The organism is Paenibacillus sp. JNU01, from assembly GCF_059130585.1.
Genome location: NZ_CP169723.1, coordinates 4,959,169 through 4,982,908, shown reverse-complemented (window position 1 = coordinate 4,982,908; position 23,740 = coordinate 4,959,169). Strand labels below are relative to the sequence as shown.

Here is a 23,740-nt window from a genome sequence, read left to right as displayed (position 1 = left end):
CCCCCTTTCAGACAAGACAGTTTTCCAGCGTTGTATCCATTAGATCTAACATAAATCGAATTTGCTCTTCACTGTATTGGCTTGGATTATATTCAATTTCGATCTGCGCGTTACCATTCACTAGAAAAACACGGATATATAGTTCAAATTTGTTTAAGTTATCCGCAGGAATATATTGAAAGTATCTGAACATATCTTCTTCATAGGAATAGACAACTGGATGATCCATGTTACATCGTGTTGGTGGTTCCATGCCCCGCTCCGCAAACGCACTGAGATTATCCAAGGAGATCTGTTGGATCGTTGCTAAAATGTCGCGTCCCCTAACAATTCTTCGGGACTGCATCTGTACAAAACAACCAATCTCATGAAATGCTCCCATACTCATACGCCAATTACCTATAGTTCCATACACGCTTCCTGTGCAAGTCTGTTCTAATACCGATTCCCATAATCCTTGGAAAACTGAATTCCTGGTTACTTTCAACAAGGTTGAAATTTGCTCAATATGGTGAAATTGTTCAGGTTTCAATTGTTTTATTAGACGCTCTAAATGACCTTTTTTAGTTGTTACATGCATATTTTGTCCAGATAGCCTTAAGAATTCTTCCTTAGTAAAAGAAGACTTGTTGGTTTGTAACTCATTAATTCGTTGGTAAAAACCGAAGTCGCTATCTGGTGAATTCCGGGATCGTCCTGCAAGGTGATCCATAAACATAGATTCAAAGTTTCGAATACCCCATCCGTCAATACAGATATGGTGAAATTCAATTAGTAAGTACATCTTTTGTTTATACTCTGCGAATTGAGTTCTCCAGGGATATTCTTTGGTAAGATCGATCATTTCTTTCCTTTGCTTTAAATAAATTTCGGGATGTTCATCTAAATAGATCTGCGGAATTTCAAATTGATGTGGGTCCAGGCGGTGATAAACTTGATTAAACATTCGGTGCTCCGCATCATAGGTATACCGGGTCTGTAAGGTTTGACACTCCTGTATTGTTATTAAAAGAGCAGTGCAGACCTCCTTAAGACTAACAGGTTCTGGAATTTCATAGATGAATGGCAAACGATACACAGGCAATTGATTGCAGATAAACATTTTTCGTTGTATATATGTCAGTTCGCTAGATTGAAGAAGGTCCATCTGATGTTACCCCTCCTTCAATATCCATAGGAATTATCTGAAACTCCCTCAAAGCTCGCTCAAAAGTAACCATTATCCGTCTTTCTTCTTCTGAGTCATATACGTTACTATCGATATACACACTCAGTTGGGAATTTGAAAAACCTCTACGCAGCTGAACGAAAATTTGAAACTTGGATAATCCATCAAATTCAATCGTTTCATCAAATATAGATGAATCCTCAGGCTCTTCCCCTTCTTGCAGTGTTTGAAAAACAACACGAGGATAGGAGAGATTAAATCCATGTTCATTCAAATCCATTAAAGATACCGTTTGGTTCATTCTTGCAATATAAAGGCTGTTCTTCAGAATATCCGAATTCGTAGTAGAGAAGAACAAAGGTAAGACTCTGGCAAATGAACCAATGACCTGACTGGTTCGTGCTATAACACGCCCATGATAGACAGCACCAATATATCCCTCTTCGTAATCAAAATACCTGGATAATGAATAATGGACTACGTTTAGTATCCTTAATTCTGTCTCTTCGAAATTCGGTATGCCTATATCCAGGTTCCAGTGATATGGATGAAAGTATCCACTACCAAGAGAAGATTTACCCGGATTGTGGAATTGTTTGTACGGAAGAAGACTTTCCCATTGCTTGAGGGCTATAGAGGTAGCATGACTGTACTCCTCTGCCAATGAAGCATATTGCGAATATACAGGTTTATGATTGTTATAACACTCTGTTATCTGATCTTTTAGGATTTGAATACCCATATGATCAATAAGTATATGATGAATATTGAAGTACAGATACATATCTCCTGTAGAATTCAAATGAACAAGTTTGAAGTCCCATAATTTTGAGTGAGGATGTATACGAAGTGTTTCTTGATCTCGCTGTAGATCGCTTAAATCTCCTACATCCACCCATTCAATATGTACCTGCTGCTGAGGCATTACTGAAGCTATAAACTGGCCATCCTGCATTTCAAATGAAGTGAAAAAAATATCATTTCCTTGAATAACCTGTTCAATAGCTTCCTTAACCCTTTCCATATGGTTGGCTGCCTGAGACGTTAGACGTAAAGCATAACTTACATTGTACATATCCGTATTTATGAAACGAAAACTATCAATAAAGATTGTTTTCAAAAAGCCAGGAAGATGATAATGATTAAGGTTAGTCGATTCTGGTCCATCCTCCCGTTCTGAAATGGACTTTTTACTGAGTTTTTGTTTCAATTCTTTAATTGTAGAAGAAGTATAAATATCATGGTAAGACAATTGAACGTCATAGTACTCGTAGGCATCTGTAATGATCTGAGCAATCTCGAAAGAGGTGATATCCGTATCCAGTAGAAGATCTTCTTCGTTATATCGCTCAAATAAAAGTTGGAGTGTAGAACTCCGCTGAGCTTTATCAGCACTAATAGTGGCGCTGTTTTTTGGCTCAACTTCACCTTTTTTGATACTTACTTCCTGCCCACTCATACTTAACTGCTCATCGAGATTAATACTATTCAATTCAAGTACCATCTCTCCCAAACAATCACATACGCCCTTTACTAACGTGTTATCGTAACGAAACTCCATATACAGACCGTCTTCATATTCATTGAATTGGGTATGGTTATCATATTTGTACAAATAATCTCCCAAAACAAAGGTTGAGAACACTTCAGAATGGGCAATTGGATCTGACATTCGTGTATAAGAGACGACCAAGTCAAAACCCTTCACGCCAATAAGATTCATATATTCCTCATAAGTTAATGCACTTGAAGATTCAATAGCCACAAAAAAATTCTTGAACAGAGCTTTGGCGTTATCCTTGTAACTCAGCTGTTCTGACAGTTGGAATGAATACGGAACAACATCTGTATAATTACCAATCTGATTTTGTTCTGTCTGATGATTCCGCCGTGATATAACTATCCCGAAACGGGATTGTCTACGCTCCGTTGCAAGAGCTATTGCATATAATATGACACCAAATTTGGTAATCCGGAGCTTTTGTGCCAATGATCCTATGGCTTCCCACACTTGTGATGACAATTTGACTTTTCCATAAACGGGATCTTCCAATGGCTCATGAGCAGAGAAATGGGATATGGACTTAAAGGATTCGAAATAGTCATGGAGCATCGATGAATCTTTTTTTCGAATTGTTAGGGACCTCTCTGGCATATCGTACAGACCAGCAGGAACAGAGAACTCACCATGAAGCACTGAATATTCCAATGCGGTCATGAACTCGTTCATCGAATCGCCATCAAACACCAGATGATGGATAAGAAATTCAATTCTGCACTCCGCTTCATCTATATAGTATTTTGCCAACCCTTCTCCCTCAAAAACATCCAGTTTGACATCCTGAAGAGAAATATGACTTCTAAATGAATTAGGCGTGTTTAGCCTTGAACAAAAAGCATATTGGGACTCCTTCTGTACAATGGTTAATCCTAAAGCTTTATGGCCTTCCATTACTCGTTCAATAGCATCAGCTATATTACAAACCGCCCACTTAGAATCATATTTCACGGTGAAGAATATATCGTAGTTCTTACGATGTTTCTCGGCATACAGAATTTTTTCGTGTAGAGATGATAGATTGGATAATTCGATGGTTTGCGCAACCTGAATGGTCAAGATAATCCGTCCTCCGATCTCCATCGTGTATCCCCGGCATCTCCCTTCAATTCGAGGATGTACCGGGAAAACGAGGTTCTGCTATATTTTATACGCTGGAAGAGCTTAAATATCTTCTGTTCTCACTCTTGTCAGTAGTACAAAAATAACCGCAGCACAGACGAACAAACTGATAATATGCACTGTAATCATGCTACTGTTACCTGTAAACCCACTGAACATCTCATTGTTCAACTCTGTAATCCAATGGGTAGGCAATACACTTGCAATCTTTTGCATACCTTCAGGCATAATTGAACTTGGCCAGAGTGTTCCGCCTAACATCGCCAGAGGAAGTGATACTACGGTAATAAGCAACCGCCCGGTAGACATTTTGGTTGTACGACTTACAAGCAGTAACCCAATACCTGCCGCGATCATATTGAGTAATCCATACGCCAACACGAGCAATAGAAGTTCTCCGAACGATAAAGACAGATCAATTTGGAAAACTCCGGTCATCAGAGCAATCATAAGTATAAATTGTCCTACACCGATGACTGCAAACACACTTACGGTCTGCACATAGTAGCTCAATTTACTACTCGCTGCCAGTAATAAACGCTGGGTCGTGGTATGCACCTTATCACCAAGGAATAATAGTGTATTGGTCATTGTAAGGAACATAATGATAAACACAATCATATTGAATGAACTCGTTAATACCACCGCATTAGGGTTTCCAAGAATCTTCTGTTCCACTTGTATTGGAGCTTTGGTTGCTGCAGCTTCTTTCATACCTGCGGTTAATGATTCTTCACTGGTGGCATTTTTGGCCAATGTTTTTAAAACAGAGAATACACTATTCAGTTTAATCTCCAACGAGTTTGAATTGAAATTCTGCTCATTCACGTAACTATTCACCTTGAGCAGATCCGGATCATTAAATATGTCCTGAGTGCTTGAAGGGAATACAATTCCCAGATTGGTACTATGATGAATAGCATCATCTGCCGAAGCTGCTTGAGTAATGGTGACATTCTGCTTCTTCAGCATATCCGTGATATAAGAATTCACAGCTGAATCTTCTACATACATCGTAAGTGTGACCTTGGTTGCTTCCTCATATTGCGCTACTACAGAATACGTAAATACAACTGGCAACAACAAGATTAAGATAAAGGTAAGTTTTCGCTTGAAAATACGTCTTAAATACAGTTCGAATACCCGCATCTTATCGTGCCTCCTTTCTTGTGAGGGAGTACACTGCAATTAGAACAAATCCCATTGCAGCAATAAGGGCAGTAAATACAGGCATCAAATCAATTACGCCTTGCCCAATATAATCGAACATTGGACGTTGGAACACTTCATTGATGCTTATGGAACTGAGCTCACCCATATCAAGTTTAACGAATCCGCCACCCACAAATGTCATAACCGGAATCAACAATGTCACTACACCATCCACTTGTTTGATTCGGCGTCCAATAACCCCCAAGAGCAACCCTAGAGCGTTAAAGAAAATTGAACCTGCGATAATGATGAAGAATACAAACATCATGTTGTCTCCATAGCTGACGTTGAAGAAGAGTTTTGCACAGAATACAATGACTGCGCCTTGAAGAATAGATATCGTACACCCTGTTAGAAACTGCCCCATAATTAAAGCTGTTTTGGAAATTGGACTAACCAGATAACGATCTCCTAATGCTTCACTGTACTCTTCCTGTACAAAGTTCATGGTATTAGCCAAACCATATACAAGAATCAGAACTAACATAGTCACGCCATAATAGCTCATCGCTGAAATATTGGAACCACTCTCCGTGGAAGCCTCTGTTGCAGTTCCCGGAGCAACCAACATGTTACTATACTCATGTGAATATACGATATTCGGATTGCCCGCACTCGCAACTTCCATTGCCAGGTAGCCATCACCATAGGCTGATAGGGCCAGGTCTGTAATATTAACTTTCTCAATATTATTATCCTTACCATACACCGTGATGTTACCGTTCTTATTTTTCTCATACTCACTTGTTAGATCTTTAGGCAGATATATATACTGTTCTACCTCTCCAGACTCCAACATCTTGAGCGCTTGTGTGCTACTAGAGCCTACCTTGACATTAAACATCTCTTTGTTGTCTTCACTACTAAGGAATGAAACAATATTTTTCCCAACATCTCCACTATCTTCATTGACCACAACTGTTGAAATCTGAGATATGATAGTGGACTTTGTTTCCTTATCTCCTGTCTGAAACACACCAGACAATGCATTCCCCAGAATCATAATCAAAAGAAGCGGCAACAGGATGTAATTGACAAATACGACAGGGTTCTGAAGCTTACGCTTCATACTCGTTGCAAATATCGTCCACATAGATCTAATCCCTCAGATTCTTTCTTGTTAATTTGAAAAACACTTGTTCCAGATTAGGGGTAATATATTGAAAGCTTTTCACATCTTCGCCAAAAGACTCCTTGATCTGACTTATTGCATTCACGTCATTTTTAGGGACTCCCAACTCGACATTGTTGCCTTCTGCCAGTAATACAACATAATCCTCAAGCTGCTTGGTGTACGCCGTACTTTTACGTTGTAGCTCCAAACGGATGATAGCCTGGTCTGTATGTTCCTGAATTACATCATTGAGCTTACCTTGGCAGAGCAATTGTCCATCATCGATAATTCCGACATGAGAGCAAATTCGTTCAACTTCCTCCATGTAGTGAGAAATATAGATAACGGTTGTTCCAAGTTGATTCAACTCTATAATGGCATCCAAAATTCGATTACGGGATTGTGGATCAACACCCACTGTTGGCTCATCAAGTATGATGACATCCGGGTTGTGGACAATACCACAAGCAATATTGAGTCTTCTTTTCATGCCACCCGAGAATTTTTTAGGTTTTTGTTTGCGTTCTTCCCACAGTCCAACAAATTCAAGGGCAAAACGAACCTGTTTCTTCAAACGCTCTCCCTTTAATCCGTACAGTTTACCGAAAAACAATACATTCTCATAAGCAGATAGGTCATAAATCAAGGCCAAATCCTGTGGAACATAACCTACTCGTTTGTTTGTGCTTGCATTGAGATGTTCGTTAAACCACTGAATTTTACCATTTTGAGGTTTATCCAGCCCAAGCATAACTCTGGTTAAAGTAGATTTCCCTGCCCCATTGGGACCAAGTAAGCCGTAAATCTGACGATCTCCAACCGATAAGGATAATTGTTTTAGTACTGGTTTCTTTTTGTTATAACTGAATTGAATATTCTCTCCAGTAAATACCGTTTGCATATTCGTTTACCTCCTAGATTTGTTGTGCCTTTTATGTAAACTTAGTGTAGCACTCAATCTCATCACTTAAACTTTCATGTCATAACAGGCACGTATGAAGTAATAACTGTACTTTCTGAAACAGATTTTGGCTTCGTAACCGTTAAAACATGACCTCTGATTATTAGGCTCAATAACAAAAACAACGATCCTGAAGATACGATATATCGTATCTTCAGGATCGTTGCTGCACATCAGATCTTTCTTATTATGTTTAGGCTGTAACCGTTGCGACTGTGGGTTGGGCAGACTTGTTCTTTTGCATGCCAACTCGCAGCAGCGTAATCCCCCACGTTATAACCGCGATCAACAGAAGATGAATCATGTATCCACTTACGGCTTCTCCACTATAGATCAAACGCATAAATCCCTGTACCCCATTGGAGGCGGGCAGAAAGTTTCCAATATGACGATATAATGGCGCCAGCATCTCGGCTGGAATGATATTTCCTGCAGTCATCAACTGGAGTGGAACCATCGCCACATTAAATAGAGGGCCTGCATTGCCAAACAGGGCAAAACTCATTTGTGTGAAACAGATACAAGCCAGACTCACCAGCACATGATACAGATACAACGCGCCGAAGGAGCTCGCCACATCCGTGAACTGAAGAGCGACTGTATCCACAATCAGAGGAACGATTACAGCTATACACAATAACAGCAATTGCCGCCCCCAGAAGATTTCCCATTTGGAGTGGTTACGCTTCATGATATTCGACGTGATATTGAACTGAATGTTCATGGTCATCGCAGCAATGTAAGTGATAAAACCCAGAATCATAGGCAGCATCGATGTAGCAAAATCACTGACACTGTTCGTTTTATTAATTTCAGCCTTCACAGGCCCTTCATTCATCTTCGCCATCGCTTGTCCAATAGCTGAACTCAGTTCATCGCTGTTTATACTATCGTTATTAAGTGTCACTTGAACCTTGGATTCCAGAATCCCTTGACCCATTTGTGCAGTCATTCCGGTCGCCGCATGTTCCACAATGGATTTGGCTACATCGGCATTTCCCTGATTGATATAAAAGGACAAACTCGCGTCTGTACCGCCTGCAATCTGGTCAGTGAATCCTTCCGGAATAACAATAACCATCGCATAGTTACCCGCATTCATCTGTTTCTCGGCTTCCTGTGAAGAATTCAGAACATTGACATGGAAAGGCGCGAGCGTTTCAATCTGCTTCTGCACCTCTGTTCCCTGTGTCCCATCTTCGTTCACCAAAGCAACTTGAAGTTGATCCACTCTCTCCGTGGCTTGATGATAACCCGTCATCCAGATCACAACAAATAACAGCGGAACAATCAATGCAAAAACCAACCCTATTTTTGTCTGTGGCACTTTAAGAAAATCTTTGAAGCTTTTCATTCGTTCACGACTCCCATTAGTTAAAATTAAAATAATTGCACTACATATATATGCACATGCATATATATGGCCAAAAAAATTTATTTCATCTTTTCATAGATGCGATTCATCACATTCATGAATGCTTCAAGCTCTTTAGGGGAACATTCGGCGAGTGCCTCTTGCTCTTGATGTTTTGCCTTTGGTGTCAGAACGTTATTCATCTCCAGTCCTTCCGCCGTCAAACAAAGCAATACCGCTCTGCGGTCCTGTGGATCTTCTTCTCTTGTCACCAGACCTTTACGAATCAACTTGTCTATAATTTTACCCACAGTTGTCTGGTCCCGAACGGTTAATTCAGCCAGTTTTTTCTGTGATATATGACTTCCAGCCTTGCTCAATTCATTCAGAACTGCAAATTGTTCCGGAGTAATATCCTGTTCACTCAGATTTCTGGTTGTTGTTTTTTTATAGGCCAGATACGTCCGTGACAGAATCAGTCCAAGTGGATTTTCATCCATATTAACAGGCATACTGATGCTCCTTTCTCCATATAGTAGCACTACCATCTAATTTGCGTAAGCTCTATATTATTACCAAATCTACACTACTGTCAATTTAATTTTATATATTTCCAAACAAAAAGAGACCCACCCGTTAGTCAGGCAGCTCTCTCCTCTGGCATCGTCAAACCACACTTACTCGGGCTTGCCACTTGAAGTTTCGGTATCGTCCTTCTTCTTCGTACCTTTACTTTTATAAGGCTTCGGTGTACTTTTTGCCCGGTTAGCGGCGGCTTGCCAACGGTTCCAGCCTTTTTTACCCGTACCACGGCCGGTGCCGCCTTTTCCTTTTGCTTTACTCATCTTATCACTCCAATAATCCTGTATATGCTTAAAAATGACCGTCCTCGGTAACTTATTATGCAACCCAGCCCATCTAATTCACTTCCAGCATCTCTTATTATACCAAAAATCCACGTCTTTACGTCCATTTCCATAAATCATTGTATTGTTATTCTGTTATGAAAGCGGTATAGTGGACATAATTGAAAGAGGAAGCTGTATCTTCTTCGGGATTGTTACTGGTAAGCAGGCGATACCCAAACCAAGGCTGTCTATGGAGCCTTAGTTTGGGTTTTTTGTTATTATTATGACCATTGAGGTGAAACACATATATGATCATTCGTCAGATTTTCAACAACAATGTCATCCGGGCTGAGAACCAGGTTGGTCACGAATTTGTTGTCATTGGCAACGGTCTTGGCTTTAAAAAGAAAAACGGTCAGCCCGTGGATGAGGATAAAATTGAAAAAACCTTTGTGCTGAAATCAGATAAAATACCGCAAAAGCTCATTGATCTGATTGGGGAAACATCGGTTGAATATTTGAAGTTAGCAGACGAAATTGTGGGCCATGCCAAAAAGGAAATGGGCGATATTTTTAGTGATAATATCTATATATCATTAATCGATCATATTCAGTTTGCCATTACCCGGTACCGTAAATCCGTCGGGCTGAAGAATTCCCTTTTGTGGCAAATTAAAAAGTTTTACAAGAAGGAATTTGGGGTTGGTATGAATGCTGTGGAGCTGATCCAGGAACAATTCGGCATCCAAATGGATGAACATGAGGCAAGTTTTATTGCCATGCATTTTGTCAACGCACGCCAAGATGCTCAAGGCATGAAACAGACCGTTGAAATTACCGAAGTTATTGATGATATCTTCAACATTGTGACCAACCATTACCACATCGCCCTGGATGAAAATTCATTTAATTATTCCCGGTTTATTACCCATCTGCAATACTTTGTGCAGCGAATGTTAAGTAATGAACAGGAGCAATTTGCTTCAGGCGATAACTTTCTGTATGAGCAGGTGAAAGACAAATATAGCAAGGCTTTTCAGTGCACCCAGTTGATTAATCATTATCTTGAAGACAAGTTTGAAAGTGCCATGTCCATTGATGAAAAGGTGTATTTGACGATCCATATTCAACGTGTCACTTCCCGTAACGATTTGCTTGACGCGGAATAAAAAAAGCTTGCAAACGATTACGGCGTCATATATAGTAGGTCTCACAACTTAACGACAAGGATTGTTACTGCTCAAGCAGGCGATACCTAAATGATTGGCAACAGGTCATCTTTCCGATGATCATAGCCATTCGTTTAGGTATTTTTTTGTTTTCAGGCAATCTTAACAACAAAGGAGAATGAACATGGATCATAAAAAAATGGGGGATGACATCGTTCGTCTCGTCGGCGGAGAAGCCAATATCAATAGTCTTGTCCACTGTGCGACCCGGCTGAGATTTGACCTGAAAGATCCGAAAAAGGCCGAACGCGAAACGCTTGAAAAACACGATGGGATTATTACCGTTGTCGAAAGCGGCGGCCAGTTCCAGGTTGTCATCGGTAGTAATGTGGCTCATGTATATGCGGAGATTATGAAAAACCGGGATTTTGGAGGAGATTCCTCCTCATCGGCTGAGTCCACAGGGGAAAAAACCTCGCTGTTATCCAAAGTTTTTGAAATTATATCCGGAAGTTTCTCGCCGTTAATCCCGGCTATGGCAGGATCAGGTATGCTAAAAGCTTTGCTGACTGTCCTGACCATGCTCGGATGGATGTCGGATACAAGTGACACATACTTGATTTTATCCGCTGCCGGCAACGCTGTATTTTATTTCTTGCCCATTTTCCTTGGGATCACACTGGGTATGAAGCTGAAAGCCAATCCTTATGTAGCTGGCGTAATTGGTGCCGCTCTGATGGAGCCGAGCTTCACCGGGCTGATGGATAAGGGCTCAGATGTATCGTTCCTGGGTATACCGGTTGTGATGATGAATTATTCAGCCAGCGTATTCCCAATCTTCATATCGATTAGTATCTATGCTGTTCTTGATAAGTTACTCAAAAAAATCATTTTGAAAGACCTGCAATTGTTCCTTGTACCAATGATTGCTCTGATGATTATGGTTCCGCTGTCCGCCATGGCCTTCGGACCATTCGGCACTACAGTAGGTGACTGGATCTCCTCCGGTGTAACTTGGCTCATTGGTGTCAGCGGTATATTATCAGGGATTGTACTCGGTGGATTCATGACCTTCATGGTTGTCTTTGGACTCCACTGGGGCTTCACTCCCATCACGATTCAGAATATCGGGGTTGGCGGCGATCCGATTGAAGCCATGGCTGCTGCAGCTGTATTTGCACAAATCGGTGTAGCCTTCGGTATTTTCCTGAAAGCCAAAAAGAATAAAACCCTGCGAACCCTTGCTGGCTCGACCAGCCTTACCGGTTTACTCGCAGGAGTAACTGAACCAATCGTATACGGTCTGATCTTGCGTTATAAACGTGTGATTCCTATCGTAGTTATCGCAGGTGCGATCGGCGGTGCCATTAATGGTCACTTTGGAGTTAAAATGACTGCTTATGTGTTCCACAATATTTTTGCCATTCCTGTCTACACACCAACGGTTGTCTACGTGATTGCGATTGCATGCTCCTTTGCGGTAGCAGCGGTATTAACGGTGATGTTTGGTTATGAAAGCAAAACGAAAGACACAGCTTCCGAGAAAAATGAATCTGGTTCCAGCACATCAGCTGAAAGTACGCCGGTAGACCTTCCTGTCGTACCTGAGACCAAAACAACAGAAATCAAAAAGGAACAAATTCATAGTCCACTTACGGGTAAAGTCGTAGCACTGAGTACCATTAATGACCCAGCTTTTTCGACTGGTGCTATGGGCAAAGGTTTGGCGATTGTACCTGAGATTGGTGAAGTTGTCGCTCCGGTAGATGGTGTTGTCACTTCCCTCTTCCCGACTGGACATGCCATTGGATTAACCACCAACGCAGGAACAGAAATCCTGATTCATATCGGCATCAATACAGTAGCGTTAAAGGGAAAACACTTCTCTCCTGTCGTTCAGGAAGGGGATATCGTCAGACAGGGCGATCTGTTGATCCAGTTTGACATCGATAAGATCAAGGAAGCCGGATACGAAACCGTAACCCCTGTCATTGTGACCCTAACGAAGCAAGAAGTGGATGTGTTCGAAACGAATCAAGAGCAGGTAGAGAAAAATGATGTCCTGCTGACTCTCGTTGTCTGACACAACTTATCTATACGAATTCAACTTAGGAGGAACTAACCATGAAACATACTCAACTAAAGCCATTTCCTAAAGATTTCTTCTGGGGAGGTTCAACCTCTGCCTATCAGATTGAGGGAGCCTGGAATGAAGATGGTAAAGGCCCTTCTGTCATCGATATGGGAAACCATGTCGAAGGTGTAACCGACTTCAAGGTAACCAGTGATCACTATCATATGTACAAAGAAGATGTAGCATTGCTGGCTGAAATGGGCTTCAAAGCCTACCGTTTCTCGATCGCATGGACACGCATCTATCCGCAAGGAGCAGGTGAAGTGAATCCTAAGGGTCTAGCCTTTTACGATTCTCTCATTAATGAATTAATTAAATATGGTATTGAGCCCATTGTGACCATGTACCACTTCGACCTTCCTTATGCGCTTGAAGAAAAAGGAGGCTGGTCCAACCGTGCCACAATTGATGCATTTGAACAATATGCCAAGACCCTTTATGAGAACTACGGAGATCGGGTTAAATATTGGTTGACCATTAACGAACAAAATATGCTGATCCTGCATCCTGGCTCTCTGGGGACACTGGATACAACACTTTTTGATCCGCAAAAAACACTGTATCAGCAAAATCACCATATGCTGGTTGCTCAAGCTAAAGCCATGGTCCTATGTCATGATATGCTGCCTGAAGCCAAGATTGGCCCAGCTCCCAATATCGGTGTAATTTACCCGGCGAGCTCCAAACCAGAAGATACACTCGCGGCTGATAACTATGCTGCCATTCGTAACTGGCTCTATCTCGATATGGCGGTATACGGACGTTATAATCATATTGCCTGGAGTTATCTCGAAGAGAAAGGATATACTCCCATCATTGAAGATGGAGATATGGACATCCTGGCGCAAGGAAATCCTGACTTTATTGCGTTTAACTACTACACTTCCCAGACGGTTGGTGAAAGTCTGAACGATGGTAATGACTTCTCTCATACAGGAGACCAGCATGAAATTGTAGGTGAACCGGGCGCATATAGAGGATCTGTGAATCCCAATCTTCAAAAAACGGAGTTTGGCTGGGAAATCGATCCGGTCGGCTTCCGCTCTACCCTGCGTCAGATCTACTCTCGCTATCACCTGCCATTGATTGTTACGGAAAATGGTCTGGGTGCATTTGATAAACTGGAGGAAGGCGACGTGGTTAACGATCCGTATCGTATTGAATTTTTCAATAAACATATCGAACAGATTCAACTGGCGATCACGGACGGCGTAGATGTATTTGGCTTCTGCCCTTGGTCTGCGATCGATCTGGTTAGCACACATCAAGGGTCAAGCAAACGTTATGGATTCATCTATGTAGATCGTGAAGAATTTGATATCAAGGATTTGAGACGTATCCGCAAACAGAGTTTCCACTGGTATCAAAAACTGATTGAAACGAATGGAGAAATTCGTTAATACCGTAATCCTTTAATAACATAATAAAAAACAGTCGACCACACGTTAGGTGTGATCGACTGTTTTTTTGTGTTAATGTACTTCATTTCCAATAATACAATTACATCTCAGTCTTCGGTTGTTTCACCGTTTTGCCTCCTCGAAGTACCCGCAGGGATAACAGGAAACAGATCGCCAGAACGGCTGCTGCTGAAACGTAAGGATAGTTAATATTCACATCAAACAGTGCTCCAGCTACAATCGGACCTGCGATATTCCCCAAGCTGGTATACGCCGAATTCAGTCCAGCCACAAAACCCTGCTGTTCCTGTGCCAGTTTGGACATCTGTGTACTGATGGCCGGACGCAAAATATCCATACCCAGAAACACGATAAACGTTACGACAAGAATGAGCCAATACGTGTGCACGAACAAGGTCAACAATACAAATACGGCTACAAACAACAGACAGACTGAAATGACCATCTTTTCACCAAATCGGTTGAGCAACCAACCAATCAGGGATACTTGCACCACCGCACCCGCGATGGAACCAAATGTAATAATGAATGCAATGTCTTTCGTGGTGAAACCAAACTTGTGATCCACAAACAATGAAAATACGGTCTCATAGTTTGCCAGACCAAATGCCATAACAAACACAATAATCAAGCTGAAGAAGTAGGGTTCACGGTACGAATTCAGTAATTGAGATATCATGCCCGGAGCTTTGACATTCGACTCGCCAGCCACAGGTTTACTTTGCTCTCCTGTGCTTCGGGTAGATTCAGGCAAAATAATTAATGTAATGATGGATGCCAGCAAACCGGCAACCCCTGCGGCGTAAAACGGAATTCGAATGCCAAAGTCAGCAATGTATCCACCAATTCCCGGTCCGATGATAAATCCGGTTGTAATGGCTGCATTGATCAAGCCCATCCCTTTACCCCGTTCTTCCTCCGTAGTAATATCCGCAGTGTAAGCCATAACCGCCGGGAAGATCATCGCTGCTCCAATCCCACCAAGCATACGGGCTGCGAAGAGCAGCACCGGTGCATTAACCGCACCAAACATAAACTCCGATACGGCAAAGATCAGCATACCGCCAACGATAATTTTTTTACGTCCCCACGTATCCGACCAACGACCCGCAAGCGGGGAGAACAGAAACTGTGTGAAGGAAAATGCCGCGACCAGCAATCCAACTGTGAAGCCAGTGATATGCAGAAGATCCATATACGCAGGCATAATCGGCACAACCAGGCCAATACCCGTAAAAACAAGAAAAATATTAAACATTAACAGCAGCAATGCGCCCCTGTTCCGTGTTAGTAATGCCATGATTCCATCCTCCGTAGTTGTCAAAATGTTGCTTAAGCTTTATCTTTTGCAATGCCATGCAAGAATACACTGGCAGCCTGGCGGTATAACGCAAGAGCCTGTTCAGGCTCCATGCCCCGTGACATCTGGCTTAGGCCAATAATGGTACTTTCCAAGATCAGTGCGAGATGATCTACATTGTCTGCTTTGAACTCGCCGCTCTCAATGCCTTGTTCTATCATTTGTTTATTAAATTGAATATGCCGCTCAAACATCAAGGAGATCCGTTCCTCAATATCATTTTCTTTCTTCTCCCCAGTGAAGAACTCATCAGCCGCCTTCGTCAGTGGATGATTCATGTCATCCATGACGAGTTGTTCAGCCAGTCCGTAAATCTTTTCCGTGGACGTGCGATAGAGATGTTCCTTGGCCGCCCAGCTCGCTTCCCACTCCCGATCCCACTCATCGATTAGATAGAGGAACAGACCTTCTTTGCTTTTAAAATGATAATATATATTGCCTTTACTGCTACCCGTCGCAGCTACAATATCCTCAATGGACGTTGCTTTATAGCCTTTCTGTACAAAAAGGGCTTTGGAAGCATCCGCAAGTTTCTTCTTGGTTTGCTCGGTTTGAAGTTGTTTTTTATTCATATTCATTCCATTCACTCCGTTCCATGCATACTGAACATTCGTTCTGTATTTTAACAGATGCATCGAATATAAGCAATCAAAAAGGAGACTTGGCACATCGGCCAACCCTCCCTCTACAATCATTTCACTTTTTTACCTTTGCCATGCAATATTTTCAGTTGACCATTCTCGTAATGGTACCTCTATCTAGATTATAGCTGTCGTGCCTGGAATTTCAAACGGCTTTTGTCCACGTCCACCTGGTTAACCTGTAGTCGGCATACCCCTTCGCCGTTTGGTGAATCTGGATTATGATATATTGCTTTTTACCAATACGATAGCGATAACCTTTCACGTTTGAACGAATTATAATGAATGCAAAAAAAGTTCCTATACAACTATAGGAAGGCTCTACATACATATTTTTGTCATGCCGAAGGAAAAGTGCTTAGATCCATATAGGAACTTCCCGCAGATGATCATCTAGATCCTGAAAACTCCATCCATACATGAATCCGTGATCCTGCGGTTCGTTGATTTCTTCAGGTCTTGCACAGGTAAATTGACAAAAATCTGCATAGAACAGATTCCAACTCAAAATAGAACCTCGCGAATACGCTGTCAATTGAATATAATGAAGACATTCCAACTCGTGAGGTGACACGGATGTTGCTCCGTATTGTTCGAAGTACATAGTGGTCGGGCTGGGTCAAAACGCGTACCAGCTATCAAGGGATACGTCTGTCCATTTGATCCCATTCGATCATTTACAATAGAACGATTCGGCACAACTCTCTTGTCCTGTTTAATCAAACTCACATTGGAGGAAATGTAAATGAAAAACAATATAGATTATGCTGACTTTTATGAACGCGTAGGCCGGACGAATGGCTGGAACTTCAGCTCCATGAATGTTGTCTCGGAGAACATCGGATGGAACTTCTATGAGGAAGTTGTTCGCCGTACGCGATCGTCCGATCTGTTACTGGATATTGGAACAGGCGGTGGAGAAGCTGTGTTGTCCATTGCGGGAAAGGCCTTGTTATTGGTGGGAATCGACCTTGCTCAAGGAATGATTGAGACCGCACAGCAGAATCTTCGGGCTGTGGAAGCTCATTCAGCGGGAACTCATTCCAATGTACGCTTTCTTCAAATGGACGCAGAAAAACTGGCTTTTCCTGATTCTTTCTTTAATGTGGTATCCTCCAGACACTCCCGGTTCTCTGCTTCAGAAGTTTTCAGGGTACTTGATACGGGTGGGATTTTTCTAACTCAGCAGGTCAGCGAACACGATAAATCCAACATTTCAGAAGTTTTCGGCCGTGGACAAAGCCTTGGCATTCAACCTGGCACTTTGATGGAACGTTACAAGCATGAACTTCACGAAGCTGGATTTCATGACATTCAGGCCCGTGAATATGATGCGATTGAGTATTACGCCACACCGGATGATTTGCTGTTTTTGCTCACCCATGCACCGATCATTCCCGGTTTTGGAGAAACTGCCTCTGACCCTGAGCGATTCCAGCAGTTTGTGGAAACATATCGATGCGATCAAGGCATTCGCACCAATTCGGCCCGTTTTATGCTAACTGCAAGGAAATAAGCAGAAGTTCAAAGGATAAGTAATGGCCAGGGCTATCCCCTCGTATGAACTGGGGATAGCCCTTTTATACATTTATTTTTTGTTCCGGAGAGCTAATTCTTTTGGTGAAAAGATATGGATGGAGTTTTTATTTTTTAGCCACGTATTTCCTTTTGCGATGAAGATATATATTCCAGACCAGCAAATGTAGAAATATCGCGGTAAACAGACCTGGATTATAGCGGACTTAGCACAGAGGTATTACTGGACAACAAAAAACTCATACCCTGATTCTGTGTGAATAATAGTTGCTACACTACCATTCACACAAGGAGAATCAGTCCATGAGTTAATCACATCTCAGTATAATGAATTCCTTAACCCGCTTTTTAATAAATGTATATCGTTCGTTTACTGTTCCGTCAATTTAAGCTTCTCCAAGAACGGCTTCAAGCGATCCACCACATAATGGCTGCCGCCGCGGCCGTTGACTTCCTCGATTACCGCTGCCACCAGAAAAGACGGTGATTCAGTATCAAAGGTGACGAAGAAGCCATTCTCCAGCCCTTGCTCACCCTTCTTCGCTTTCAGTTCTGCCGTGCCAGTCTTACCTGCAAGACTGCCACCAACAGAACTCAATGTGTGTGCCGTACCGCCTTGGCGAGATACGACTTCTCTCAGAGCGTCTTTGACCGTATTTGCCACCTCCGGTGTAATGATCACCTCGGGGTCAGAGGTTTCTTTGCCAGCAGTCAGAACAGGCTTCACCAGCTTTCCTTCATTCACAAATGGCGTAAAGGCAGCGGCGAGATGAATTGGCGACATTAACATTTCACCCTGTCCATAGGATGTGTCAGCCAACAGCACCTCGGAGGAAAGGTCTTTATGAGCTTCATTCGCATATTGACTTGGCTTCAGGTACAGTTCATCCAACCCGAAATTGTCATCAAACCCGAACTTTTGAATTCCGTCGATGAACTTTGCACTGCCCATCTCGGTGGCTTCCATCGCAAAATAAATATTATCAGAATACACCAGAGCATCGACCATACTGACAGGGCTCAGGCTTTTCACCCGTTTGACGTAATATCCGCCCCAACTGTCGTCCTTACGCCACTGCAAACCGGAAATCTCGTGGGTTTTGTCCGCTGTCGTTACCTTCTCCATTAGGCCTGCTGCCGCAGTTATTGCTTTGAAGGTTGATCCTGGAGCATATCGAGTAGTGACTCTATTGATAAAAGGAAGCTTCTCATTCGCCGAATAAGCATCCCACTCTGCCTGTGTAAGTCCTGTAACCATCTTGTTCGGGTTATAGGAAGGCGCGCTCACCAACGCCAGCAAGTTGCCGTCCGTCGGATTCATCAGAACCATCGCACCGGCGTCTCCACCACTGGACAATGTCTGATACAATTTCTTCTGTTGTTTGGAGCTAATCGTCAGTTGAACATTCTGTCCATCTACAGCATCCTTGCGAATAAGCTCAGAACGGGAGTTGCCGGATTCATCCGTAATTTCAATCAATCCACCCCGTTCACCACGCAGCTGTTTCTCCATGGACTGCTCCAAACCCGCTTTGCCAATCCAATCCTCTGCGCGATAATAGCCTTCTGTATCCTTATCCAGATCTTCCTTGGTGGCTTTACGCACGTAACCAATCAGGTGCGCAGCCGCATCGCCGAGTGGATAATAACGAATTTCCTTGCTTTGCATCGTAACCCCGCTCAAAGATTCTGGCACGTCAAACTCCTCTGTTGAACCAATCGGGACAAAGTACTCCGGCTTCACCCATGTCTGTGCAAGCGCCTTGTGAATGGCATCTTCCGAAACCTGATAATGACTTGCGATTCGGGTAATCATCTGGTCCGGGTTATCACCAAGTTTCCCAGGTACAATGCCCCATTCGTTCATCGTGCCCTTGGTAGCCAGTGGCAAACCATCACGATCCACAATGTCTCCACGCTCAGGGAACAGTGTCCTCACGCGTACCTTACTGCCCTTAATCATGTCATTCAGGATCAGGGAGGGCTGCCAGTTAATTTTCCAACTTTTGCTTCCATCTTCAAGCTCCAGTCGAACCAGTTTCAATGTATGCGTCTCACTGACTTCCCCCAAAAAGGTTGTCAGCTGCAGGTTATAATCCACCTCATATGTATCCGGGTTTTGTTTCTCTGCATCGGTCTTGCTGTCATCGGCCGCCGTTTCGGCAATATCCACTGGCTTAACCTCTGCCTTGACGGTGGATACTTCCATACCTGAATAGATCGCATTGTATTTTTCAACAAATTGTTCCTTGTTCATGCCGGACTCTTGCAGCGAAGCAGACGTCATCAAGGTATACAGTTGGTCAAACTCTTTTTTTTGCAGATGCTCTACGTACTGATTCACGGTAGTCTGGGGCTTGGCTTCTGCTTCTTTGTTATTCTGCATGTATAGATACATTCCGATTCCACCTGCAAACAAGATGGGTAGCAGTCCGTACATTAATTTACGTTTGGATTTCATGGTTACATCACCTCTAATATACACTATAGATTTCCAGCGCCATTTAAACAATGAAACAAATCTGACGAATTTATCATTAAAAATAGCCGAAAGCTCACATAATATGTTTAAATAAGGATAGTGAGATTACATACTAAAGCTTTTTTGCTATGCAAAAGGCTGAAAAGGAGCCCGATGATGGAAATCAGCTATTTTTTACTCCCCAAAGCCGAAGTGGCCTATATCAAGTCTACCGCTTCCATGAAAGATGCTATTGAGCAATTGGAATCGCACCACTACACCGCCATTCCCGTGATTGACCAGGATGGAAAATATGTTGCTACCCTGTCCGAAGGCGATTTGTTATGGAAAATGCGAAATACACCCGGATTGACTTTTGATACGATGGATCAGGTTCAAGTCCATGAGATTAACAATCGGGTATATAATGAATGTGTATTCATTGAGGCTGAGATGGAGGATATGCTGACACTTGCAGCAGACCAAAATTTTGTGCCTGTGGTGGATGTCGATCGTGTCTTCCTCGGTATTATCCGTCGTAAGGATATTATTGAATACTATACGCGTAACATTTCGGATTAGATGAAGTCGAACATGCCGTAATAATTGAAAGGGTACTCCTATGGTCATGTTTGGCCAAACCGGGGTACCCTTTTCGTTGCATGGTATGGATATGGAATTGGCTCTACTTGCGCCTAGCCCGCTCTTCCTTATAATAACTCAGTACGTCCTTCGAACTTCCCTGAAATGCCCGCTCTCTGCCGAATTCATACGCCTGGTGCAGATACATATACGCCTCGTCATGCTGTTCAAGTCTCATGCAGATCATGCCGAGATCGATCAATGGACTCGTATTTCTATCCGTACTCCGCGTATGTAACGATATCTCAGCCCACGGCTTCGCCAGTTCATATTGCTTCAGATCGATATGTGCATTCGCGTGGCAGGACGCGATCCAGCTTGCAATCTCCCATTCCATCTTCGGCTCGGGCAACATGCCCCATGCCTGATCATAATAGATGAGGGCTTGTTCATGCTGCTGCGTCTCATCCAGCACATTACCGGCTTCTACCGTTTCTATAATTTGTCGCTCCAGTTCGGCATGTTCCGGTGTCAGATCTTTCATTGCACCGTCTCCTCCTCCAGGACGAAATACCATTCCAGAAAAGCATTGAAATCAGCCCACTGCGGTTTGCTCTCGCCATTAAGAAACCGTTCGATGGACTCCCCCAATTCCACCAGCACCACTTCTCCCGTCCGACGATTGTAGAAAAATCCACCTTCACCTTCAAAACTGTCCAGTGGAATATACGCCTCGGGAAGTCCCAGTGTAAGCTGTGCTACATTCATGTCTTCCATATATACGGTGTTCTCCATGAACCAGCAGATCTGATACAACTCCTGATGCCTGCTGTAAAAAGTCGGTCCGTCCTCTGCATGTAAATAAAATTGGGCAAAATCCGAATGAAGATCAATCTCAAGCTTCCGTAATGCTTCTTCGTATGCCGTTGGAACATCTTCATGCCACCAACCTTGTTCCTGGCAATAATCAATTACTTTATGGGATAACATCGTAAGCCTCCTGATATAATTTTTCTCACACAGATTTTACAGGTATCCAGATTTGGGGAGGTGTGCCGTGACCTTTATACACTTCAAGTTCCGGAATACCTGCATGCTTATATGTAGTGGAAGGAAACCACGCTGTCATAATATAATGCCACAATCGTTGTATCGCCTCGGGTTCTAATCCATCCGCCTCAAATACAACCCAATGGGACGCGGGCAGTTCGATAGACACCAGGCCTTCAGGCACTTCACCTGTGTGAGAAGTGGCAATCCAGTACTCCATTTGATTGTCCTGCAGCTCCCTCTGATCTACACAGATGCCCACCAGACCGGGAATAGCTCCATTATTGAACCCGTTTAAACGTTCCTCAATGCCGTCTGCCAAAGCATCCTGCCACATCTTGGGGATCCCTCTTAAATTTTCACCATCCACACAAGAGAACGTTCGTTTGATTCCCGCAAAGGTAAGCGACTGCTGTTCGATCACATGTTCATTCACATTCATTCGATGGATTCCTCTCTGAGAGCGATATGGGGTACAGTTCTCCATGACCCATTCATGAAAATATTGGTGAGCGCTGCTGGCATCCGGAGCCGTAAAAAGATACGTTCCCTCCACCTCTCGGCGACTCAGCCTGGAATCTGCAAGATCCCGATCCTCTTCTTCATTCAAAACAATTCGATACGCCCCATCTTCCTCGCGGAAGCCAAGGGCGTGTACATTCGTATGTTGTTTATAGTAGCCCAGCTGCAGAACAGCTGGTTGCTCTTCAGCCATTTCGCCTGTGAAGGCTGGATTGGGGAACTCCTCATCGAAACTGGCTTCATCGGGTACGATACCTTGATAGAAACCGTTAACTACATTCCCTAAAAGATTCACAATCTGATGTGCGTAGACATATGGAAACTGTTCAATCTCATACACATCACGATCCAACTGATGCCATTGCAGATACTCCATGATTTTGGAATAGGTGAAACTAACGGCACTGGAAAGTTCTCGATCCAAAGGCTGATTGGCAGTAAGACGAGTCAGTTCCATAATACTGTTCACGTATTGCCAGAATAGTTCCTGATCGAAACGTGCTTCCTCATGCAGCATATACAACAAGGTATTCTCTTCTGCTCGTGCATTTTGCATCAGGATCTGAAGTGCTTGTTCCATATATGATATAACCTCCGATATGTCCTACAGTTACTGTATCAAAAGAGAAGGTAGATTGGAAATAGTGCCAGTATTCCTATTCAAACGAAACATGCCGGATTCACGTTCACCTTCCATTTCCTTATTCTGGTGCAACCTTCTTCTTACTCGTTCGTCTAACTACTGACCAACAACGAAGGAGATGACTATGCGAATAACTTGCAGCCCCGGTTTTCCTGGAAGCATGATTGGAACCATTAATCTTCAGCCATCGAAGTATTACAGCCCACCTTCCATGAACAGTAAGATTACAGATTATGTTGATGCCAAACTAGTAACCATTCCCTATGTGGAGGATCCGGCATTCGGATCACACTTTGAGGTCATGAAGGTCATGAACGGAACTTATAAAGATGAAATGCATGTCAGTTACGATGTGGAGTTTACGATTGATGTAGATAAACAAGGTTATATTACGCAATTTGAACATACGTTCCAGCTGGAACGTTATCTGGACCTAGTTCGCACACAGTCCTATAAAGTAATCAAGACAAACTGGCGTGCACAAACATTTCATGTGATGACATACAGTTACCTGGAGGAAGTTATTCATCCGAAGAATGTTCTGTTTAAATGTAACCTCGCAGAAGATGTGTTTGTTGTAGCTGAACTTGTCTCCAATCACGCCGATGGAAACGCATCTGAGCACAGTATCAAGGATCTGCATTTCCGTGCATTAATCTCGGCACGTGACGATCTGTACCCATTAGAATATATGTGTGAGCCTGATTTCGATCTGAGTCTCGACTAACCAAATAGATACATATGTAGAAAGAGCATGAGCTGCCCCGAATCAGCGGGGTAACCTGTGCTCAAAACCAGCTCGGGGATTCTACATTCGATTTCCCAAGCTGGTTTGTTAGTTATGAGGATTGATTCTGGTATGGGATGTGACTTACGTTCAATGT

The 23,740-nt window shown here is 42.9% G+C and carries 20 protein-coding genes; 6 read left to right on the top strand and 14 right to left on the bottom strand.

Annotated features, from left to right (window positions below):
• Window positions 1-7: 7 nt before the first annotated feature.
• The 8 genes from NLBNIHML_RS21745 to NLBNIHML_RS21710 form a co-directional block, all read right to left on the bottom strand.
• Window positions 8-1,147 carry a condensation domain-containing protein gene (locus NLBNIHML_RS21745; RefSeq protein ID WP_494352734.1) on the bottom strand — a complete coding sequence of 380 codons (1,140 nt, stop codon included), beginning with the start codon at window positions 1,145-1,147 and terminating at the stop codon, window positions 8-10.
• Window positions 1,128-3,785, bottom strand: a complete 2,658-nt coding sequence (locus NLBNIHML_RS21740) for a condensation domain-containing protein (protein ID WP_494352733.1) — start codon at window positions 3,783-3,785, stop codon at window positions 1,128-1,130. The genes NLBNIHML_RS21745 and NLBNIHML_RS21740 overlap by 20 nt, the downstream gene beginning before the upstream one ends.
• A 105-nt stretch (window positions 3,786-3,890) precedes the next feature.
• On the bottom strand, window positions 3,891-4,997 hold the full coding sequence (locus tag NLBNIHML_RS21735; RefSeq protein ID WP_339239653.1) for an ABC transporter permease: 1,107 nt from the start codon (window positions 4,995-4,997) through the stop codon (window positions 3,891-3,893).
• A gap of 1 nt (window position 4,998) precedes the next feature.
• Entirely contained in the window at window positions 4,999-6,153 is a 1,155-nt protein-coding gene (locus tag NLBNIHML_RS21730; protein ID WP_339239650.1) for an ABC transporter permease, read from the bottom strand.
• Between the two features lie 4 nt (window positions 6,154-6,157).
• On the bottom strand, window positions 6,158-7,075 hold the full coding sequence (locus NLBNIHML_RS21725; protein ID WP_076333361.1) for an ABC transporter ATP-binding protein: 918 nt from the start codon (window positions 7,073-7,075) through the stop codon (window positions 6,158-6,160).
• Between the two features lie 253 nt (window positions 7,076-7,328).
• The gene (locus tag NLBNIHML_RS21720) at window positions 7,329-8,489 is read right to left on the bottom strand and encodes a YhgE/Pip domain-containing protein (RefSeq protein ID WP_494352732.1); all 1,161 of its coding nucleotides are present in this window, start codon (window positions 8,487-8,489) and stop codon (window positions 7,329-7,331) included.
• Between the two features lie 80 nt (window positions 8,490-8,569).
• Window positions 8,570-9,001 (bottom strand): MarR family winged helix-turn-helix transcriptional regulator, encoded by a 432-nt coding sequence (locus tag NLBNIHML_RS21715; protein WP_494352731.1) that lies wholly within the window; start codon window positions 8,999-9,001, stop codon window positions 8,570-8,572.
• Between the two features lie 165 nt (window positions 9,002-9,166).
• Window positions 9,167-9,334: a DUF3934 family protein gene (locus tag NLBNIHML_RS21710; RefSeq protein ID WP_076333364.1), complete on the bottom strand. Its 168-nt coding sequence runs from the start codon at window positions 9,332-9,334 to the stop codon at window positions 9,167-9,169.
• Window positions 9,335-9,645: 311 nt separating this feature from the next.
• Here NLBNIHML_RS21710 and licT point away from each other — a divergent pair, with 311 nt between their 5' ends.
• The 3 genes from licT to NLBNIHML_RS21695 all read left to right on the top strand — a co-directional run bounded on the left by licT (window position 9,646) and on the right by NLBNIHML_RS21695 (window position 14,040).
• Window positions 9,646-10,506 carry a BglG family transcription antiterminator LicT gene (gene licT / locus NLBNIHML_RS21705; RefSeq protein WP_342571888.1) on the top strand — a complete coding sequence of 287 codons (861 nt, stop codon included), beginning with the start codon at window positions 9,646-9,648 and terminating at the stop codon, window positions 10,504-10,506.
• A 184-nt stretch (window positions 10,507-10,690) separates the two neighbouring features.
• Window positions 10,691-12,589, top strand: a complete 1,899-nt coding sequence (locus tag NLBNIHML_RS21700) for a beta-glucoside-specific PTS transporter subunit IIABC (RefSeq protein WP_494352730.1) — start codon at window positions 10,691-10,693, stop codon at window positions 12,587-12,589.
• Between the two features lie 41 nt (window positions 12,590-12,630).
• Window positions 12,631-14,040, top strand: a complete 1,410-nt coding sequence (locus NLBNIHML_RS21695) for a glycoside hydrolase family 1 protein (RefSeq protein WP_472474506.1) — start codon at window positions 12,631-12,633, stop codon at window positions 14,038-14,040.
• Between the two features lie 100 nt (window positions 14,041-14,140).
• Here the strand turns inward: NLBNIHML_RS21695 and NLBNIHML_RS21690 are convergent, their stop codons facing one another.
• Together NLBNIHML_RS21690 and NLBNIHML_RS21685 are read right to left on the bottom strand one after the other, a co-directional pair.
• On the bottom strand, window positions 14,141-15,361 hold the full coding sequence (locus tag NLBNIHML_RS21690) for an MFS transporter (protein WP_339258918.1): 1,221 nt from the start codon (window positions 15,359-15,361) through the stop codon (window positions 14,141-14,143).
• 32 nt (window positions 15,362-15,393) lie between these two features.
• Window positions 15,394-15,993, bottom strand: coding sequence for a TetR/AcrR family transcriptional regulator (locus NLBNIHML_RS21685; RefSeq protein WP_339242912.1), 600 nt, complete (start codon window positions 15,991-15,993; stop codon window positions 15,394-15,396).
• Between the two features lie 814 nt (window positions 15,994-16,807).
• On the opposite strand from NLBNIHML_RS21685, the gene NLBNIHML_RS21680 reads away from it, so the two are divergent.
• Window positions 16,808-17,578 carry a class I SAM-dependent methyltransferase gene (locus NLBNIHML_RS21680; RefSeq protein WP_494352729.1) on the top strand — a complete coding sequence of 257 codons (771 nt, stop codon included), beginning with the start codon at window positions 16,808-16,810 and terminating at the stop codon, window positions 17,576-17,578.
• 390 nt (window positions 17,579-17,968) lie between these two features.
• Here NLBNIHML_RS21680 and pbp4 read toward each other — a convergent pair whose 3' ends face one another.
• The gene (gene pbp4 / locus NLBNIHML_RS21675; protein WP_494352728.1) at window positions 17,969-20,059 is read right to left on the bottom strand and encodes a penicillin-binding protein PBP4(5); all 2,091 of its coding nucleotides are present in this window, start codon (window positions 20,057-20,059) and stop codon (window positions 17,969-17,971) included.
• A gap of 177 nt (window positions 20,060-20,236) precedes the next feature.
• On the opposite strand from pbp4, the gene NLBNIHML_RS21670 reads away from it, so the two are divergent.
• A complete protein-coding gene (locus tag NLBNIHML_RS21670) occupies window positions 20,237-20,641 on the top strand; it encodes a CBS domain-containing protein (protein WP_074093601.1) in 405 nt (134 codons plus the stop codon).
• Between the two features lie 103 nt (window positions 20,642-20,744).
• On the opposite strand, the gene NLBNIHML_RS21665 is transcribed toward NLBNIHML_RS21670, so the two are convergent.
• Genes NLBNIHML_RS21665 through NLBNIHML_RS21655 form a run of 3 tightly spaced genes read right to left on the bottom strand, consistent with a single transcriptional unit; the run spans window position 20,745 to window position 22,793 of the window.
• Complete coding sequence (locus NLBNIHML_RS21665; protein WP_494352727.1) at window positions 20,745-21,185, bottom strand: hypothetical protein; 441 nt, start codon at window positions 21,183-21,185, stop codon at window positions 20,745-20,747.
• Window positions 21,182-21,631 (bottom strand): hypothetical protein, encoded by a 450-nt coding sequence (locus tag NLBNIHML_RS21660; protein WP_472474512.1) that lies wholly within the window; start codon window positions 21,629-21,631, stop codon window positions 21,182-21,184. The genes NLBNIHML_RS21665 and NLBNIHML_RS21660 overlap by 4 nt, the downstream gene beginning before the upstream one ends.
• Before the next feature lie 25 nt (window positions 21,632-21,656).
• On the bottom strand, window positions 21,657-22,793 hold the full coding sequence (locus tag NLBNIHML_RS21655; RefSeq protein ID WP_494352726.1) for an effector binding domain-containing protein: 1,137 nt from the start codon (window positions 22,791-22,793) through the stop codon (window positions 21,657-21,659).
• A gap of 187 nt (window positions 22,794-22,980) precedes the next feature.
• Here NLBNIHML_RS21655 and NLBNIHML_RS21650 point away from each other — a divergent pair, with 187 nt between their 5' ends.
• Window positions 22,981-23,583 (top strand): hypothetical protein, encoded by a 603-nt coding sequence (locus tag NLBNIHML_RS21650; protein WP_494352725.1) that lies wholly within the window; start codon window positions 22,981-22,983, stop codon window positions 23,581-23,583.
• Window positions 23,584-23,740 lie beyond the last annotated feature (157 nt).

Bases quoted from the DNA above. Each gene is read 5' to 3' on its own strand.
- NLBNIHML_RS21745 (WP_494352734.1), bottom strand. From the start codon at position 1,147: ATGGACCTTCTTCAATCTAGCGAACTGACATATATACAACGAAAAATG.
- NLBNIHML_RS21735 (WP_339239653.1), bottom strand. From the start codon at position 4,997: ATGCGGGTATTCGAACTGTATTTAAGACGTATTTTCAAGCGAAAACTT.
- NLBNIHML_RS21730 (WP_339239650.1), bottom strand. From the start codon at position 6,153: ATGTGGACGATATTTGCAACGAGTATGAAGCGTAAGCTTCAGAACCCT.
- NLBNIHML_RS21725 (WP_076333361.1), bottom strand. From the start codon at position 7,075: ATGCAAACGGTATTTACTGGAGAGAATATTCAATTCAGTTATAACAAA.
- NLBNIHML_RS21720 (WP_494352732.1), bottom strand. From the start codon at position 8,489: ATGAAAAGCTTCAAAGATTTTCTTAAAGTGCCACAGACAAAAATAGGG.
- NLBNIHML_RS21715 (WP_494352731.1), bottom strand. From the start codon at position 9,001: ATGCCTGTTAATATGGATGAAAATCCACTTGGACTGATTCTGTCACGG.
- NLBNIHML_RS21710 (WP_076333364.1), bottom strand. From the start codon at position 9,334: ATGAGTAAAGCAAAAGGAAAAGGCGGCACCGGCCGTGGTACGGGTAAA.
- licT (WP_342571888.1), top strand. From the start codon at position 9,646: ATGATCATTCGTCAGATTTTCAACAACAATGTCATCCGGGCTGAGAAC.
- NLBNIHML_RS21700 (WP_494352730.1), top strand. From the start codon at position 10,691: ATGGATCATAAAAAAATGGGGGATGACATCGTTCGTCTCGTCGGCGGA.
- NLBNIHML_RS21695 (WP_472474506.1), top strand. From the start codon at position 12,631: ATGAAACATACTCAACTAAAGCCATTTCCTAAAGATTTCTTCTGGGGA.
- NLBNIHML_RS21690 (WP_339258918.1), bottom strand. From the start codon at position 15,361: ATGGCATTACTAACACGGAACAGGGGCGCATTGCTGCTGTTAATGTTT.
- NLBNIHML_RS21685 (WP_339242912.1), bottom strand. From the start codon at position 15,993: ATGAATAAAAAACAACTTCAAACCGAGCAAACCAAGAAGAAACTTGCG.
- NLBNIHML_RS21680 (WP_494352729.1), top strand. From the start codon at position 16,808: ATGAAAAACAATATAGATTATGCTGACTTTTATGAACGCGTAGGCCGG.
- pbp4 (WP_494352728.1), bottom strand. From the start codon at position 20,059: ATGAAATCCAAACGTAAATTAATGTACGGACTGCTACCCATCTTGTTT.
- NLBNIHML_RS21670 (WP_074093601.1), top strand. From the start codon at position 20,237: ATGGAAATCAGCTATTTTTTACTCCCCAAAGCCGAAGTGGCCTATATC.
- NLBNIHML_RS21665 (WP_494352727.1), bottom strand. From the start codon at position 21,185: ATGAAAGATCTGACACCGGAACATGCCGAACTGGAGCGACAAATTATA.
- NLBNIHML_RS21660 (WP_472474512.1), bottom strand. From the start codon at position 21,631: ATGTTATCCCATAAAGTAATTGATTATTGCCAGGAACAAGGTTGGTGG.
- NLBNIHML_RS21655 (WP_494352726.1), bottom strand. From the start codon at position 22,793: ATGGAACAAGCACTTCAGATCCTGATGCAAAATGCACGAGCAGAAGAG.
- NLBNIHML_RS21650 (WP_494352725.1), top strand. From the start codon at position 22,981: ATGCGAATAACTTGCAGCCCCGGTTTTCCTGGAAGCATGATTGGAACC.